The sequence below is a fragment of the Bacteroides sp. MSK.18.37 genome, assembly GCF_019129155.2.
In the GTDB taxonomy this organism is placed as follows: Bacteria; Bacteroidota; Bacteroidia; order Bacteroidales; family Bacteroidaceae; genus Bacteroides; species Bacteroides ovatus.
Window position 1 is genome coordinate 4,364,405 of record NZ_JAHOIB020000001.1, and the last position, 17,369, is coordinate 4,381,773.

Sequence of the window (17,369 nt, forward strand, 5' to 3'; positions counted from 1 at the left end):
AGAACAAATGGCAACTTCACTACGAGATAATCTGACTTCTTCTTATTTCAATGCCGCCCATAAGCTTTATCCGAAGAAAGCCCGCCGACGTATCATCGCTTACGTAGAAAGCTATGACGACATCGCTTTCTGGCGCACATTGCTTGAAGAGTTTGAAGACGACGAACACTATTTCCAAGTGATGCTTCCTTCGGCCACCTCCCTGGCAAAAGGAAAAAAGATGGTACTCATGAACACGCTGAATACAGCCGAATTGGGGAGAAGTCTGATTGCCTGTGTGGACAGTGACTATGATTTCCTGTTGCAGGGAGCTACCAATACTTCCCGTAAAATCAACCGGAACAGGTATATTTTTCAGACTTATACCTATGCTATTGAAAACTATCATTGTTTTGCCGAAAGCCTTCACGAAGTATGTGTGCAGGCTACGTTGAATGACCGTTCCATTTTAGATTTCAACTTCTACCTGAAGAAGTACTCTGAAATAGTATATCCGCTTTTCCTCTGGAACGTATGGTTCTATCGCCAACGGGATACTTACACTTTCCCCATGTACGATTTCCATACTTATACTTCTTTGCGCGAGATTAATCTCCGGCATCCGGAAAAGAGCTTGGAATCCCTTCAACAACGGGTTAATCAGAAGTTGGCAGAGTTGAAAAAGAAATTCCCCCATAACATCAATCAGGTGAATGGATTGCGGACTGAATTTAAAGAGCTGGGCTTGGTGCCGGAAAACACTTACTTGTATATGCAGGGACACCATGTGATGGATAATGTGGTAATGAAACTACTGATTCCGGTCTGCACCGTATTGCGCCGTGAACGGGAACAGGAAATCAAGCGGTTGGCCGAACACAATGAACAGTTCAGAAACGAACTGACTTGTTATCAGAACAGCCAGGTGAACGTAGAAATCATGCTCAAGAAGAATGTAGCCTACAAAAGACTCTTCCATTATGATTGGCTACGGCAGGATATCAGTGAATATTTGGAAGAAGGAAAGAATAAAGAAGAAAAGAAACAGAGATCATAAATAAAAGAAAAACTAAAAAAGAGAGAGACGATTGCTTATGAAAGAAGTAAAAGAAGTGGTTGATACAGTGAGTGTGGCATTAGCAAACGGGCAACCGGAAGAAGCAGGTAATGTGGTGATGCAAGAAGTGAATCATGCTTTGCTCTCGATGGGAGTGGATGAAGCTATGGCTGATAAGATTGATAACTTTATCATCTTATTGTTTATTATTGGAATAGCATTACTTGCCAATCTGATTTGCCGCAAGATTATTCTGCGTACCGTATCCAAATTGGTGAAACAGACGAAGGCCACTTGGGATGATATTGTATTTAATGATAAAGTAATGGTGAATATCAGCAGGATGGTGGCACCTATATTGATCTATATATCTATTCCTATTGCTTTTCCCGAACATGCAGACTCTGCTTTGCTTGATTTTCTTCGAAGACTTTGCATGATTTATATCCTTGCAGTCTTTCTTCGCTTCGTCAGTGCTTTGTTCACGGCTGTGTATCTGGTATATAGCGCGCGTGAGCAATATAAAGACAAACCTTTGAAGGGGCTTTTGCAGACAGCACAAGTCATTCTCTTCTTTATAGGAGCTATCATCATTATCAGTATTCTGATAAAGCAGAGTCCGGTGGTGTTGCTGACCGGATTGGGAGCTTCTGCTGCGGTTCTGATGTTGGTTTTCAAAGATAGTATCATGGGATTTGTCTCCGGCATCCAGCTTTCTGCCAATAATATGCTGAAGGTGGGTGATTGGATCACGATGCCGAAATACGGTGCGGACGGTACAGTGATAGAAGTAACATTGAATACCGTAAAAGTACGTAACTTCGACAATACTATCACCACCATTCCTCCTTATCTATTGATTAGTGATTCTTTCCAAAACTGGCAGGGAATGCAGGAATCCGGCGGACGTCGTGTGAAACGTTCCATCAATATAGACATGACCAGTGTGCATTTCTGTACACCGGAGATGTTGGCAAAATACCGGAAGATACAACTGTTGAAAGACTATGTGGATGAAACGGAAAAGGTAGTGGAAGAATATAATAAGGAACATCATATCGACAACTCTGTGTTAGTGAATGGACGCCGGCAAACAAACCTGGGAGTTTTCCGTGCCTATCTGACTAACTATCTGAAGAATCTGCCTACCGTCAACCAAGACCTGACCTGTATGGTACGTCAGCTTCAGCCTACTGAAACCGGTATCCCATTGGAACTTTATTTCTTTTCTGCCAATAAAGTATGGGTTGCCTACGAAGGCATACAGGCAGATGTTTTCGATCATGTGCTTGCCATTATTCCCGAATTCGACTTGCGTGTCTTCCAAAACCCGTCGGGGGCAGACCTGCATCGGATAGGGGTAAAGATAGAAAACTAATCAAACGATAAAACGTTTATAAATTGTAATTACTATGACTACACCGTTATCCAACCAGATTATCCGTGAAATCACTCCTTTGTCAGATAAGGATTGCTTTTACATTGCGGAACGTTATAAAACGGAATTCACTTATCCTATACACAACCACTCCGAGTTTGAATTGAACTTCACCGAAAAGGCTGCCGGAGTAAGGCGGATTGTAGGAGACTCTTCCGAAGTGATAGGTGATTATGATTTGGTGTTGATAACAGGAAAAGACTTGGAGCACGTCTGGGAACAGAACGAGTGCCGTTCGAAAGAGATACGGGAGATTACGATTCAGTTTTCTTCCGATCTTTTCTTCAAGAGCTTTATCAATAAGAATCAGTTCGACTCTATCCGCCGGATGCTGGATAAAGCACAAAAAGGGCTTTGTTTCCCGATGTCTGCCATACTCAAAATATATCCGTTGTTGGATACGCTTGCTTCCGAAAAACAGGGATTTTATGCGGTCATTAAGTTTATGACGATCCTGTATGAACTTTCTCTCTTTGAAGAAGAAGCGCGTACCTTGTCCAGTTCGTCTTTTGCCAAGATAGATATTCATTCGGACAGCCGGCGTGTGCAGAAAGTGCAGGAGTACATCAATACACATTATCAGGAAGAAATACGTCTGGGGCAGTTGGCCGATATGGTGGGGATGACGGATGTGTCATTCAGCCGCTTCTTCAAACTGCGTACAGGCAAGAATCTTTCCGATTATATCATTGATATTCGGCTAGGCTTTGCTTCCCGGTTGCTGGTAGATTCTACGATGTCTATCGCCGAGATTTGTTATGAGTGCGGTTTTAATAACCTTTCCAATTTCAACCGGATCTTCAAGAAGAAAAAGAGTTGTTCGCCCAAAGAGTTTCGTGAGAACTATCGGAAGAAAAAGAAACTGATTTAGCGCATTTTCTTTTATGAACTCGGTGATTAACTCCCGAGTTCTATCTTCCACTCACCAATCGTTCGTGTGGCGCTGTCAAAGTTTACACCTACTTTAACTATTTTCCTGTGATCCGCCTGATACGGAATAGCATACCCCTTGCTGTTAATCTGCGCTAATGCTTCTTCGGGTGTACCATCTACTTTAAATTCAAAAACATAGATGGTATCTTGAAGTTTCACAACCGCGTCTGCTCTTCCGATGGCTGTATCCACTTCCACATCTATATACTGTCCCATCAGCCGGAAAAACAGATAAAAGATTGTTTGGTAATGTTTCTCCTCCTTGTTGTTCAGTTTATTCGGGATAGATGCAAAGAAAGATTTCAGTCTTTCCAGACACTCCTCTAAATGACCGATACGCAAGTCTTTAATAAAGGACACTACATAAAATGTATTCTCTCGTGCAGGCAGATGCACATAAGCGGGCATCAGCGATTCGATAAATCCTTTTCTTACTTCCTTGTTGGGATAAGCCAGTGTATACAGTTGGAAATCCGGATCATATCCCTTAATTGTGAGATAACCGCTTTGGTAGAGCACCGGAAGAGGATCGGTGATTCTATTGCTGGGCGCATCAAACTGTTCGGCGGTGGCGGTCGTGTTATCCAGTTCCCGGATATCAAAATCGCTTTCTTGCAGAATATCTATCAGGAAAGTGGGAGTACCGGTCGAAAACCAAAAATTGGCATACTTCTTCTGTGCGAATGCATTGAACAAACTGAATGGATTATAAATATCTTCACTGTTCTCACTGAAATGATAGCCGTCATATTGTTGTTTCAAATGTACACAGGCTTCCTCATATGTTTCCTTGTTGGCTTGGGCCATTTGTTCAATATCAATTTGCAATTGCGTGCGCAGTTCTTGTTCGGTGATGCCACAGATGGCACTGTAATCATCCCTCATGCTGATATTCTGCAAGTTATTCAACTCGCTGAAGATACTCATTTGGCTGAATTTGCTGATACCTGTCAATAATAAGAAGCGAAGATACTGTCCCTGGGCTTTCAGTGGACTAAAGAAATCCCGCATGATATTACGTATTTCCTTTTGAACTTCATCATTATGATTGCTGTCCAGCATTGGTGAGTCATACTCATCTATTAATACCACCACCTGTTTACCCGTCTGTTTGTAAGCACGACGAATAATTCCTTCAAAACGTAAACTGAAAGTCGTTTCTCCTTCTTCCCGTTGATAAATTTTCTCCCATAAAAGCAATTGGCGGTTAATAACGGCTGACAGCATATCAGCGGTTATATATTTACTCACACTAAAATCAAAGTGTAATACCGGATAAACCGTCCAATCCTTTTCCAGAGTCTCCATAGCCAAGCCCTGAAACAGTTCTTTTTTTCCCAGGAAATAAGCCTCTAGTGTAGAAACTAGCAAACTTTTCCCAAAGCGTCGGGGACGACTTAGAAAATAGACTTTATTTGTATGAGTCAAACGATAAATCAATTCCGTTTTATCAACATAGACACAATCATTATTGCGTAAATCTTCAAAGTTCTGTATTCCTATCGGATATCTTCTGAAATTCTCTTCCATGACGCATATCTGTTTTTAGCGTGAAACATACACAAAGATAATGATATTTAGTTTCAAGTCAATTATGCCTGTTCTTTTTTTAAGAAAGTCCAACGTTGGATATATACTTAGTGGGAAAGGAGCTATCGGTGTTTCTTTGCGTAATGCATTGAAAAGCGATGAAACATATCTTTGACGACAAGCGGGTGGAAATACACTATCAGCCAAAATTTTCACCTTCTCACAACTGTCAGACGATTAATTTTATGCATAATGAGAGATAAAAGAGTGAAGTTCCGGTCTTAAATTTGCTTATAAACAAGTTGAACTAATAGCGTAAGTAATTGATAATACGTTTGTAACATCTTGTCATCATCTTGCAACGACTCTTTCAATAGATTGTATTTATTTCGTCTTATAGTTGTAATGCCCACCCTCTATCTTTGCCAGCGTAATTAAAACGTAGAGCAAAGTTAGATGAAAAAACTATTTCTTATCCGATTTTCAGTGGCGGCCTTCTTTTGCCTGTTGTGTGTACTTCCTGCATTGGCTGCCAATATTAAGATTAAAGGAGCTGTGAAAGACAAACTATCCAAGGAACCTTTGATAGGAGCTACGATACGTTTGCTCGGAACTCAAGCCGGAGCAGTGACCGATATGGAGGGTAATTTCGAATTGAACAGCATGGGCGTGTTGGAAGGTATGTATGATATTGAGATTAAATATGTAGGCTACAAAACGGAAGTGCGCCGTAAAGTGCGTGTGGAGAATGGAAAACTGGTGATACTGAATCTGGAGTTGGAAACCGATGCACAGGAACTTGCCGATGTGGTGGTTGTAGCTAAGAAGAATAGGGAAAATGAGAATATGCTGTTGCTCGAACAGCAAAAAGCAGTCATTGCCGTACAATCTGTTGGTGTCAGGGAGCTTTCCCGCAAGGGTGTTTCGGATGCAGAAGGTGCTGTGACGAAAGTTGCCGGAGTGTCTAAACAAGACGGAGTGAAAAATGTCTTTGTCCGTGGATTGGGTGACCGGTACAATGCAACTACTTTTAATGGATTTGCTCTTCCTTCCGAAGATCCGGAATATAAGAATATCTCTCTTGATTTCTTCGGTACGGATATTATTCAGTCCGTAGGCGTAAATAAAGCATTCAACGCGGGAGGCAGCAGCGATGTCGGAGGGGCAACCATTGATATTGTATCCAAAGAACTAATTGGTAGCGGTAATCTGGGATTCGGCATTTCCGGTGGCTTGAATACACAAACGGTAGCAGCCGATTTTCTGAAACAGGATGGAGTGAACTTCATGGGCTTTGCCAATCGTACCGAACCTGCCGATGAAAACTCATGGAACTTCAGAAATAAGTTAGACCCTTCCGCTCAACATTTTCAAATTAACCGGAGTTACAGTATTTCCGGAGGTAAACGATTCTATGTCGGAAAAGACAAAAATCCGCTTTCTTTCTTCCTGACCGCCGGACATACGACGGACTATCAGTATACGGATGAAATCATACGTAATACAACTACCAGCGGTACGGTCTACAAAGATATGAATGGAAAGAAGTATGCGGAGAATATCAGTCAGCTGGCACTTGCCAATGTGGATTTCGATATGCAGAATCGTCATCACATCAGTTATAATTTGATGATGATTCATGCCAATACCCAGTCGGTGGGCGATTACAACGGCAAGAACTCGATTTTTAGTGACGACTATGAAAACCTCGGATTCACCCGTCGCCAACAAACGAATGACAATATGCTGATCGTTAACCAACTGATGACTAACTGGGGATTGACCAAATCATTAAGTCTTGATGCAGGTGCTTCCTATAATATGGTGAAAGGGTATGAACCGGATCGTCGTATCAATAACCTGACTAAAGCGGAAGACGGCTATACGTTGCTAAGGGGCAACTCACAACAGCGCTACTTCTCAACTTTAGATGAAGACGACTTGAATGTAAAAGCGGGCTTGGTCTATCGTCTGAAAGATAATATAGAAGAAATTTCGAATGTCCGTTTTGGATATACAGGCCGATTCGTAGATGATAACTTCAAAGCTACGGAATATAACCTGACCGTAGGACATGTTTCTACCCTCCCTTCTTTGGACGACTTCTCGCTTGACGATTATTATAATCAGGAAAACTTTGCTTCCGACTGGTTCAAGATACAAAAGAACTTAGATGAATATACCGTAAAAAAGAATATCCATTCCGCTTATGCCGAGGCTACCTACCAGTTTACTCCCCGTTGGATTGTGAATCTGGGAATGAAATACGACAAAGTAGATATTGAAGTGGATTACAATGTGAATCGTGGAGGCTCTAAAGGAAACAATACCATCCAAAAAGATTATTTCCTGCCCAGCTTGAATCTCAAATACAATCTGAATGATAAAAACTCGCTTCGTCTGGGAGCTAGTAAAACATATACGCTTCCGCAGGCAAAGGAAATATCTCCTTACCGTTATGTCGGCGTGAACTTCAACAGTCAGGGTAACCCCAATCTGAAACCTTCGGATCATTATAACCTTGATCTGAAGTGGGACTTTAATCCCACTCCGACCGAGTTGATTTCTCTCACAGCTTTCTATAAATTGATTAAGAATCCGATATCCCGCATCGAAGTGGCAAGCGCCGGAGGTTATCTTTCTTATGAGAATATAGCGGATAAGGCAACCGTGGCAGGAGTGGAAGTAGAAATACGTAAGAATCTGTTTGTCCGTCCGGTGAGTAATGCTGCGCACGGAATGAATAAACTCTCTTTGGGATTGAATGGCTCTTATATCTACACGAATGCAAAAATGCCTTTGGCAACGGTTACCACCGGTTCGCAACTGGAAGGAGCCGCACCGTGGATTGTCAATTTCGACCTCTCGCATAACTTCACGAAAGGAGAACGCAGTTTTGTCAATACATTGGTACTTAATTATGTGAGTGATAAAATATATACCATTGGCACACAGGGCTATCAGGATATAATGGAGCAGGGAGTACTGACCCTGGATTTTGTGTCCCAAGCCAAACTGAACAAGCATCTTTCCTTTAACCTGAAAGCCCGCAACCTGCTGAATTCCTCTTATAAGTTAAGTCGCAAAGCGAACGAAAACGGGGAAAAGGTGATATTGAATGATTATAAGAAAGGAATAAATATAAGCCTGGGAGTGTCGTGTACATTCTAAGCCGGGTGATGAAATAAGATTATTAACTAATAATGAAAGCAAAATGAAAAGATTGTTTGTGAACTTTATGACGTTTGCCGTTATGGCAACAGCACTTACATTGACTGCATGTAGCAGTGATAGTGACGGAGACGGTGATGGTAACGGAGATGGTGGAAACAACGGTGGGACCGGTAGCTCTATTGTTGTGGGCGAAAATATCCTGTCCGGCACGCTGACCGGAGAACAGACACTGGAAGCTAAGGAATATATTCTGAACGGAACGGTAGTCATTGAAAATGGAGGCCGTCTGAATATCCCTGCCGGAACAACGATTAAGGCTCGCGAAGGTTTCAGCAGTTATCTGCTGGTAGCACAGGGCGGTAAACTTTATGCTGACGGTACAGCTGATAAACCGATTGTTTTCACTGCCAATTCAACAACCCCTACATCCGGCTATTGGGGAGGAATCATTATCAATGGTAAAGCTCCGATTTCCGGTTCGAACGCCAATAAGAGTGATACAGGTCTGACGGAAATCGACAACAACTATAAATACGGTGGTAATGTCGATAATGACAATTCCGGTTCACTGACTTATGTGAAAATCTGCTATGCCGGTGCCCGCTCTACTGCCGATATCGAGCACAACGGATTGACACTGAACGGTGTTGGAAACGGTACCAAGATTGAGAATATCTACATTCTTGAGAGCGCGGATGATGCCGTCGAATTCTTTGGCGGTACGGTGAATGTAACCAACTTGTTGGCTGTGAACCCGGATGATGACATGTTCGACTTCACTCAAGGATATTCCGGTAAATTGAAAAACTGCTATGGCGTTTGGGAAAGCGGTTATACCAGTACGGAAGCAGATCCGCGCGGCATTGAAGCAGATGGTAACTTGGATGGTGACTATTCGGATCATTTACGTCAGTCGGATTTTACGGTTGAAAATATGACAATCGTAAATAATGCTGCCAATACAACGGATAATGTAGACCGTATGCAAGATGTGATTAAAATCCGTCGTGGAGCAAAAGCTACGATCACCAATGCCTTTGTCAAAGGTTCAGGCGGTACAATCGATTTGATTGATATGAATGACAGTAAAGGTGCAGGAAATGCTGCTTCCAGCATCAGCATCACCCATACATTGAACTTTAAGAATAAGCTGAACGGTACATTGAATACATTTACCGAGCCAACTACGAATACAGGTGCAGATGCATCCCTGTTCACTTGGAGCGGATATAATTTCTCTTCCTTATAAATAAGATATAGAGTAGCAAAGTGTATCTTTTTTAATAGGAGGTATGGGAGAATTTGTAACAAACAGATTCTCCCATATTCTATTTATTTGTTTTCGTAATCTTCTTTTAGCTTTTTTATTTGCTCCTTTATGGTATCAGTGATTACCTTTTTCGTATATTTGTCAACCTATTATTTTACAACGATACAAAATATGCAAACAGACAACGAGCGATACAAAAAAATGGCTTCTCTTGCACAAATCGGATGGTGGGAAGTAGATTTAACGGCAGGATATTATTTATGTTCCGATTATCTTTCTGATCTTTTGGGATTGGACGGCGACACCATCTCTACTTCGGATTTTCTAAACCTGATACGTGAAGATTATCGCAAGCAGATTGCCCAGGAGTTCCGGGCAAATTCTTCTATCCATAAGGACTTTTACGAACAAACTTTCCCGATTCATTCAAAATATGGTGAGGTTTGGCTGCATACCCGTCTGGCTTTTCGTGAGAAGGGTACGGGTGTTGATGGAGGTGATAAGTCCTTCGGAATAATCCAGCGCGTTGAGGCTCCCAAGGAAGAAGATCAAAGGGATGCATTAAGGCGTGTGAATGATTTGCTTTGTCGTCAGAATTTTGTTTCGCAATCGTTGCTTCGTTTCCTACGTGATGAGGCAGTAGAATCTTGTATCGCAGATATTTTAAGAGATATTCTGAATCTTTATAATGGAAAAGGTCGTGTTTATATTTTTGAATACGACGAAATTTATGCCCATCATAGTTGTATCTACGAAGTTGTTTCTGAAGGAGTATCGGCAGAGATAGACAATCTGCAGGACATGCCTGCCAGTGAGTCAAAATGGTGGAGTGAACAGATATTATCGGGCAAGCCGATTATTTTAAATACACTGGAGCAATTATTAGAAGAGGCTCCTGATGAATATCAGATTCTTGTAGTTCAGGGAATCAAATCGTTAATGGTGACTCCTTTGATGACAGGCGACCGCGTTTGGGGATATATGGGGATTGATTTGGTTGAGACTTACCATGACTGGAGTAATGAAGATTTTCAATGGTTCTCCTCATTGGGAAATATTATAAATATCTGTATCGAGTTGCGTAAAACTAAGGACAAGGTAATCCGCGAACAGACTTTCCTAAATAATCTGTTTCATTTTATGCCGATGGGATATATACGTATGTCCATTATCCGTGACGAGAATAATAAACCTTGTGATTATCGGGTGACGGATGCGAATGAGGTCAGTTCAACCTTTTTCGGGCTTCCTTTGGAGTCGTATATTGGTTCTTTGGCATCTGAAAAGCATCCTGACTATCTCCAAAAACTTAATTTTCTGGAAGAAATACTGGATAGTAATTCTTATAGAGAGAAAGATGAATATTTCCCAAGAACGGAACGGTATACGCATTGGGTTATTTATTCTCCCGGAAAAGATGAAATAGTCGGTTTGTTCCTCGATTCTACAGGATCGGTACAAGCTAATCGGGCATTGGACCGTAGCGAGAAGCTCTTTCAGAATATCTTTGCTAATATTCCGGCAGGAGTAGAGATCTACGATAAGGACGGCTATTTGATAGATTTGAATAATAAGGATTTAGAAATATTCGGTGTAGTGAATAAATCGGATGTGATAGGGGTTAATTTCTTTGAGAATCCGAATGTGCCGCAGGGGATTCGTGATCGTGTGCGGAATGAAGATTTGGTAGATTTCAGGCTTAATTATTCTTTTGAACAGGCGGAAGGATATTATGAGACAAATCGTTCTAATGCGATAGAACTGTATTCGAAGGTTAGTAAATTGTATGATAATGAGGGCAACTTCAGCGGATATATATTAATAAGTATTGATAATACCGAACGGATTGATGCAATGAATCGTATCCGTGATTTTGAGAATTTCTTCCTGATGATATCCGATTATGCAAAAGTTGGTTATGCCAAGTTGAATCTCTTGAATCGCAAAGGATATGCTATAAAACAGTGGTATAAGAATTTAGGTGAGGAGGAAGATACGCTTTTGGATGAGGTTGTGGGTGTTTATACCCATATGCACCCTGAAGACCGTAAGCGTTTCCTTGATTTTTATGATGAAGTCAGAGACGGAAAAAGAAGGCATTTTCAGGGTGAGATGCGTATTCGTCGTCCCGGAACGAAGAATGAATGGAATTGGGTGAGTAGTAATGTGATGGTCACTAATTATAAACCGGAGGAAAATGAAATAGAAATCATCGGTATCAATTATGACATTACAGAATTGAAGGAGACTGAAGCCGAATTGATTCAGGCACGCGATAAAGCAGAGATGATGGATCGTTTGAAAAGTGCTTTCCTTGCCAATATGAGCCATGAAATCCGTACGCCGCTGAATGCCATTGTCGGTTTCTCCGATTTGTTGGTGGAAACTGAAGAGTTGTCAGAACGTCAGGAGTATATTAAGATTGTACGTGAGAATAATGATCTTTTGTTGCAATTAATTTCAGATATACTCGATTTGTCAAAGATTGAAGCGGGTACATTTGAGTTTACCAGCGGAGATGTAGATGTAAATCTGTTATGTGAGGATATTGTCCGCTCTATGGGGATGAAAGCGAAAGGAGAGGTGGAACTGGTACTTGATAATCACCTTCCGGTTTGTCATGTCATTAGTGACCGTAATCGTATACATCAGGTGATCTCTAACTTTGTTAACAATGCAATGAAATTTACCTCTGAAGGTAGTATTCATGTGGGATATAAACTAAAAGATGGCGAATTGGAATTCTATGTTGAAGATACAGGCATCGGTATTGAAAAAGAGCAGTTGCCACATATCTTTGAGCGTTTCGTGAAGCTTAATTCTTTTGTACACGGTACAGGATTGGGACTTTCTATCTGTCAGAGCATCGTTGAACAATTAGGTGGGCGGATTGGTGTTGATTCTGAAAAAGGAAAAGGATCAAGGTTTTGGTTTACTATTCCCGGGGTGATCGTGACGGAAGAGGTGGGCTGTGCCCGGTAGAGTGGTAATGAGGCAGGTGAATATCTTCCTTCCTCATTAATAAAAGTGGGTTTTATATAAAAGAGACGGTCTTGGTTTTGATGTCGATTGATACTGACATGAAACCAAGACCGTTTCTTTGGTGAAAAGGTGTAGTCCGTTTAAATTCCGAACGACAGTTTATCGATGGATTGATATACAATACTTGCAATACCCAGTCCGATGATACCCAGCGTGCAAAGTGCCAGTCCCCATTTTGTGCAGCGGTCGCTGCGGAAAGTAGGAATTGGGTTGTCGGAAGGAGTGATATACATTGCTTTTACAATCAATAGATAGTAATACAACGAAATCACTGTATTTACCAATGCGATGAATACCAGCAAGTGGAAACCTGCATCGAAAGCAGCCATGAAGATAAAGAACTTAGAGAAGAATCCGGCAAACGGAGGGATGCCTGCCAATGAGAACAGAGACAGAGTCATCAAGAGAGCGATTTTGGGATTCGTTTTATAAAGTCCTGCGTAATCTTCGAGCGTGAATTTCTGACTGCGTAATGCCACGATAGTGATAACGGCAAATACTCCGAGGTTGGCGGCAGCGTACACTAATACATAATATACCAATGCCGTCATGCCTTGTGCCGTACCACCGATAACGCCTAACATAATATATCCCGCTTGCGAAATACTGGAGAACGCCATCAAACGTTTCAGGTTTTGCTGACGGACAGCAAATATATTTGCAATAGTGATAGAAGCGATGGTTACCCAATAAAGTACTTCCTGCCAGTCATTAATCATTGGAGCGAATACTTTGATAAGGACAGCCAATAATACAAATGCTGCCGATCCTTTTGATATAACACTTAAATAAGCGGTAACTGCACTCGGAGCACCTTCGTAAACGTCTGCTGTCCATAAGTGGAACGGAACCAGTGATAACTTGAATGCCATTCCTGTGAAGAAGAATACAAATGCCATGATCTGTAACGGATTTCCGTCGATATGAGCAGGGAGGTCATCGAAATAAAGAGTCCCGGCAGAACCATAGATCATGGACAGACCAAATAACAGCAATGCACTGGAGAAAAGAGCTGTCAGAATGTATTTGGCACCTGCTTCGGCAGAGTTGTGACGGTATTTATCGAAGGCAATCAATGCTGCCATCGGAATAGAAGCTGTTTCGAGTCCGATGAAGAACATCAGGAAATGTCCGGCGGAAATCATGAGGTACATACCAAACAAGGTAGAGAGTGTAAGTACATAGAATTCTCCTTGCTTGAATGAAGTATCTTCTCTTTTCATCCATTCGTGCGCCATCAGGAAAACAATCAGTGTGCCGACGTTCAGGATGGATTTAACCACTGTGTGCATCGGTACATAATGATACATACCGCCGAATGCATCGGCAGCAGTCCCCGGAATTAAGTTGATAGCTGTATGGATAGCCATCAGAATAACGGGCAACATTGTGTTCAGGCGTGCTTTCCCACCATTTTTGTGTGCATCCGGACTCATGAAGAGGTCAGCTAGAAATAGCAGCAGTAGGACAGCTATGAGCGACAGCTCTTCTCGCATATATAGAAATTGTGAATAATCCATATTTACAAATTAATTATTAAAGATTAAAAATTAAAGGTTATGGAATCAGTTGTGAGACTACGGGGAGTACACTTTCACCAATCATGTGGCTAACCCAGAAAGGAGCCATACCTAGTCCGGCTACACAAACGATGAGGCAGATAACGGCTACACGTTCGTCCCAAGTCGCATCAGTCAGTTCGAGATGATGTTTGTTGGTGCAGGTTCCGTATAGAATTTTACCTACCAGACGCAGAATGTAGACTGCAGTAATCACAATCGAAGAACAAGCGATGATAGTCAGTACACGGTGGAACTGGTCGTTGTTCTGGAAAGAGCCGACGAAAATAGTCATTTCAGCAATAAAACCACTTAATCCCGGCAGACCGAGGTTGGCAAGACCGGCAATTACATAACATACACTAAGGAACGGCATCACTTTCATTAAGCCGGCAAGCTCGCGAACGTCACGTGTGTGTGTACGTCCATAAATCATACCGATAAGAGCAAAGAATAAGGCTGTCATCAATCCGTGTGAAAGCATCTGAAGGATAGCTCCTGTTGCTGCTGTCTGATTCAGCATCAGAATAGCGAAAAGAACCAGTCCGCAGTGAGATACGGATGAATAAGCATTAATATATTTCAAGTCGGTCTGTACGCAAGCGGAGAATGCACCGTAAACTACAGAGATACCTGTCAATATCAGGAATATCCAGGAAAGTTCGTTGGCGGCTTCCGGCATCAGATACATGGCGATACGGAAACATCCGTAACCTCCCAGTTTCATCAATACTCCGGCATGAAGCATAGATACGGCAGTCGGGGCAGAAGCGTGACCGTCAGGGCTCCATGTATGGAACGGGAAAAGGGCACCTAATACACCGAAACCAAGGAAAGTCAGCGGGAACCAGATGCATTGCTGTGCAAAAGGTATGTTGTGCAACTGTGCGATTTCAAGAAGATTCATGGTCGTTGCTCCCGAACCAAAATAGATTCCGAGAATACCGATCAGCAGGAAGGCAGAACCACCCATCAACATGAGGGTCAGCTTCATGGCTGCATATTCTTTACGTCCTGATCCCCATACACCAATCAACAGGTACATCGGTATCAATGCGATTTCGTAGAACATGAACATGGTGAATAAATCGACGGATATAAAGAATCCGAATACTCCCATAGACAATAGGGTGAACCAGAGGAAATATTCTTTTGTCAGCGGTTGCAGACGCCAGGAAGCGAATGTACCGGTGAACACAATGACAGCGGACAATAACAACATGGCTACCGAAATTCCGTCAACACCTACTGAATAGGATATGTGAAGTGGGGCATACCAAAGCGTATCTGCACGGAAAAGCATTTCTGCCGTGTTTCCGGCACTACGCTCTCCCAGATACAGGAATGTAAGTACGACGGAGGCAATCAGAAGTGCCGATGCGCCAGTAACCATAACCCCCCGGATGGCTTTGATTCCTCGTGCTGCCCAGAGTCCGGCCAGCATCAATAAGGGGATAAGTACGAATATTGATAAGAAATTCATATCGTTCTGTGCTTTATAAGATTAATAGTAGGATAAGTGCCAGTGCACCGCAAAGGAACACGTATGCATATTGTTGTACCTGACCGCTCTGCAAACCACGGATCTCGTCGCTTGTTGTGTTGGTTGCCCATGCCAGGAAATCAAAGAATCCATCCACTACATGACGGTCGAACCATGCGATAGGAGTAGAGATGCAGCGGAAGATAATCTTATGCGTGATAAACTGGTATATATCGTCAATATAGAAGCGGTTATAAGCAGCCTTGTGCAGACCTTTGAACTGTTTTTCCAATGAATCGGCAACTGGTTGTTTGGCATTCTTGTACATCCATGTAGCGATTGCAATCGAAATAATCGCAATGACAACGCTCGTAATAGCCACCGACGGATCGAGATGGATAGAATAAGATTCACCATTCGAACTGATGAAGTGTCCGAAAGGAATAAATCCGGCTCCACAAGTTACTACTGCCAGGAACATTAGCGGGAAAGTCATAGCCAGCGGACTTTCATGTGGTGTGTGGTGTGCGTGGAGTTCTTTGTTTTCCTTGCCCCAGAAAATACCGTAGTACAGACGGAACATATAGAAAGCAGTCATCGCAGCAATTACTGTCATTACCCATCCCATTACAGGGCTGTATTGGAAGCAAGCAGCCAGAATTTCGTCTTTCGAGAAGAAACCCGAGAACGGAGGAATACCGGCAATAGCAAGACAAGCAATCAGGAATGTCCAGTGAGTGATCGGCATATATTTGCGTAAACCTCCCATCGCGGACATTTCGTTAGAATGTACAGCATGAATGATACTACCTGCACCGAGGAAGAGCAATGCCTTAAACATAGCATGTGTGAAGAGGTGGAACATGGAAGCCATGTAGCCCAAACCTCCTTCGTGAGGATCCATGGAAGTACAAACACCCAGAGCTACCATCATGAAACCAATCTGTGAAATGGTAGAGAAAGCCAGTACGCGTTTAATATCTGATTGTACGCAAGCCACACTTGCTGCATAGAATGCGGTGAATGCACCTACCCAAGCAACCATGTGCAACGTATTCGGTGCATAGGCAATGAAAAGCGGGAACATACGTGCCACCAAATATACACCGGCAACGACCATTGTAGCCGCATGAATCAATGCACTGACCGGAGTAGGACCTTCCATTGCATCCGGCAACCAGATATGCAACGGGAACATGGCACTTTTACCGGCACCACCGACAAACATCAATCCGAGAGCCAACGGGAGCATAGAAGCTCCACCGCTTATCAAGGATACCGTGTCCGGGGTAAATCCGAATGTACCACCATAATATCCGTAAATCAGGATACCGATCAGGAAACCCAAATCAGCAAAGCGAGTAACAATAAACGCTTTCTTGGAAGCAGCGATGGCAGCCGGTTTTGTATAATAAAAACCGATTAGCAGGTAAGAACTTACCCCCACCAGTTCCCAGAAAAGGTACATCTGGAAGATGTTGGTCGCAACGACCAATCCCAGCATAGACATGGTAAACAGGGATAGGAAAGCATAATAACGTTGAAAACCTACCTCACCTTTCATGTAACTGAAAGAGTAGATATGTACCATCAGTGACACGGTAGAGATAACAATCAACATCATTACTGATATAGGATCGAGCAGGATGCCCAAATCAAAGTGTAAGGTCTCTGTAAAAGGAAGCCACGTGAAGTTGTAAGGTATCAGTGTGGCGAATGTTCCGTCTTCCAGTCGTGGAGCCGAGAAATATTGGATAGCTGTAACGTAGGATAGTACCGCTACTGCTCCCAGTATCAGCGTGCCAATTGTGCCCGCTGTCCGGTGGGACATCCATTTACCTCCGATTCCCAGTATGAGAAAGGAGAAGAAAGGAAGAAGGAGTATTAGAATTGTTAGTTCCATA

General features: G+C 42.5%; 10 protein-coding genes. 6 read left to right on the forward strand and 4 right to left on the reverse strand.

The window, feature by feature from the left end:
• Positions 1–7 precede the first annotated feature (7 nt).
• The 3 genes from KSX81_RS16825 to KSX81_RS16835 are packed head-to-tail and all read left to right on the forward strand — an operon-like array spanning position 8 to position 3,345.
• Complete coding sequence (locus KSX81_RS16825) at positions 8–1,036, forward strand: DUF4435 domain-containing protein (RefSeq protein ID WP_004301434.1); 1,029 nt, start codon at positions 8–10, stop codon at positions 1,034–1,036.
• A gap of 37 nt (positions 1,037–1,073) precedes the next feature.
• The gene (locus KSX81_RS16830; RefSeq protein ID WP_004301436.1) at positions 1,074–2,414 is read left to right on the forward strand and encodes a mechanosensitive ion channel family protein; all 1,341 of its coding nucleotides are present in this window, start codon (positions 1,074–1,076) and stop codon (positions 2,412–2,414) included.
• 34 nt (positions 2,415–2,448) lie between these two features.
• On the forward strand, positions 2,449–3,345 hold the full coding sequence (locus KSX81_RS16835) for an AraC family transcriptional regulator (RefSeq protein WP_004301439.1): 897 nt from the start codon (positions 2,449–2,451) through the stop codon (positions 3,343–3,345).
• Between the two features lie 26 nt (positions 3,346–3,371).
• Here KSX81_RS16835 and KSX81_RS16840 read toward each other — a convergent pair whose 3' ends face one another.
• Complete coding sequence (locus KSX81_RS16840; RefSeq protein ID WP_004301441.1) at positions 3,372–4,937, reverse strand: ATP-binding protein; 1,566 nt, start codon at positions 4,935–4,937, stop codon at positions 3,372–3,374.
• A 456-nt stretch (positions 4,938–5,393) separates the two neighbouring features.
• Here KSX81_RS16840 and KSX81_RS16845 point away from each other — a divergent pair, with 456 nt between their 5' ends.
• From KSX81_RS16845 to KSX81_RS16855, 3 genes are all read left to right on the forward strand, one after another.
• Positions 5,394–8,108: a TonB-dependent receptor gene (locus tag KSX81_RS16845; RefSeq protein ID WP_004301446.1), complete on the forward strand. Its 2,715-nt coding sequence runs from the start codon at positions 5,394–5,396 to the stop codon at positions 8,106–8,108.
• 43 nt (positions 8,109–8,151) lie between these two features.
• Positions 8,152–9,360 carry a hypothetical protein gene (locus tag KSX81_RS16850; protein ID WP_004301448.1) on the forward strand — a complete coding sequence of 403 codons (1,209 nt, stop codon included), beginning with the start codon at positions 8,152–8,154 and terminating at the stop codon, positions 9,358–9,360.
• A gap of 192 nt (positions 9,361–9,552) precedes the next feature.
• The gene (locus KSX81_RS16855) at positions 9,553–12,363 is read left to right on the forward strand and encodes an ATP-binding protein (RefSeq protein WP_004301455.1); all 2,811 of its coding nucleotides are present in this window, start codon (positions 9,553–9,555) and stop codon (positions 12,361–12,363) included.
• Positions 12,364–12,503: 140 nt separating this feature from the next.
• Here the strand turns inward: KSX81_RS16855 and KSX81_RS16860 are convergent, their stop codons facing one another.
• The 3 genes from KSX81_RS16860 to nuoL are packed head-to-tail and all read right to left on the reverse strand — an operon-like array spanning position 12,504 to position 17,368.
• A complete protein-coding gene (locus tag KSX81_RS16860) occupies positions 12,504–13,943 on the reverse strand; it encodes an NADH-quinone oxidoreductase subunit N (RefSeq protein ID WP_004301457.1) in 1,440 nt (479 codons plus the stop codon).
• 37 nt (positions 13,944–13,980) lie between these two features.
• Entirely contained in the window at positions 13,981–15,465 is a 1,485-nt protein-coding gene (locus KSX81_RS16865; RefSeq protein WP_004305342.1) for a NuoM family protein, read from the reverse strand.
• A 13-nt stretch (positions 15,466–15,478) separates the two neighbouring features.
• Positions 15,479–17,368 (reverse strand): NADH-quinone oxidoreductase subunit L, encoded by a 1,890-nt coding sequence (gene nuoL, locus KSX81_RS16870; RefSeq protein WP_004301459.1) that lies wholly within the window; start codon positions 17,366–17,368, stop codon positions 15,479–15,481.
• Between the last annotated feature and the right edge of the window lies 1 nt (position 17,369).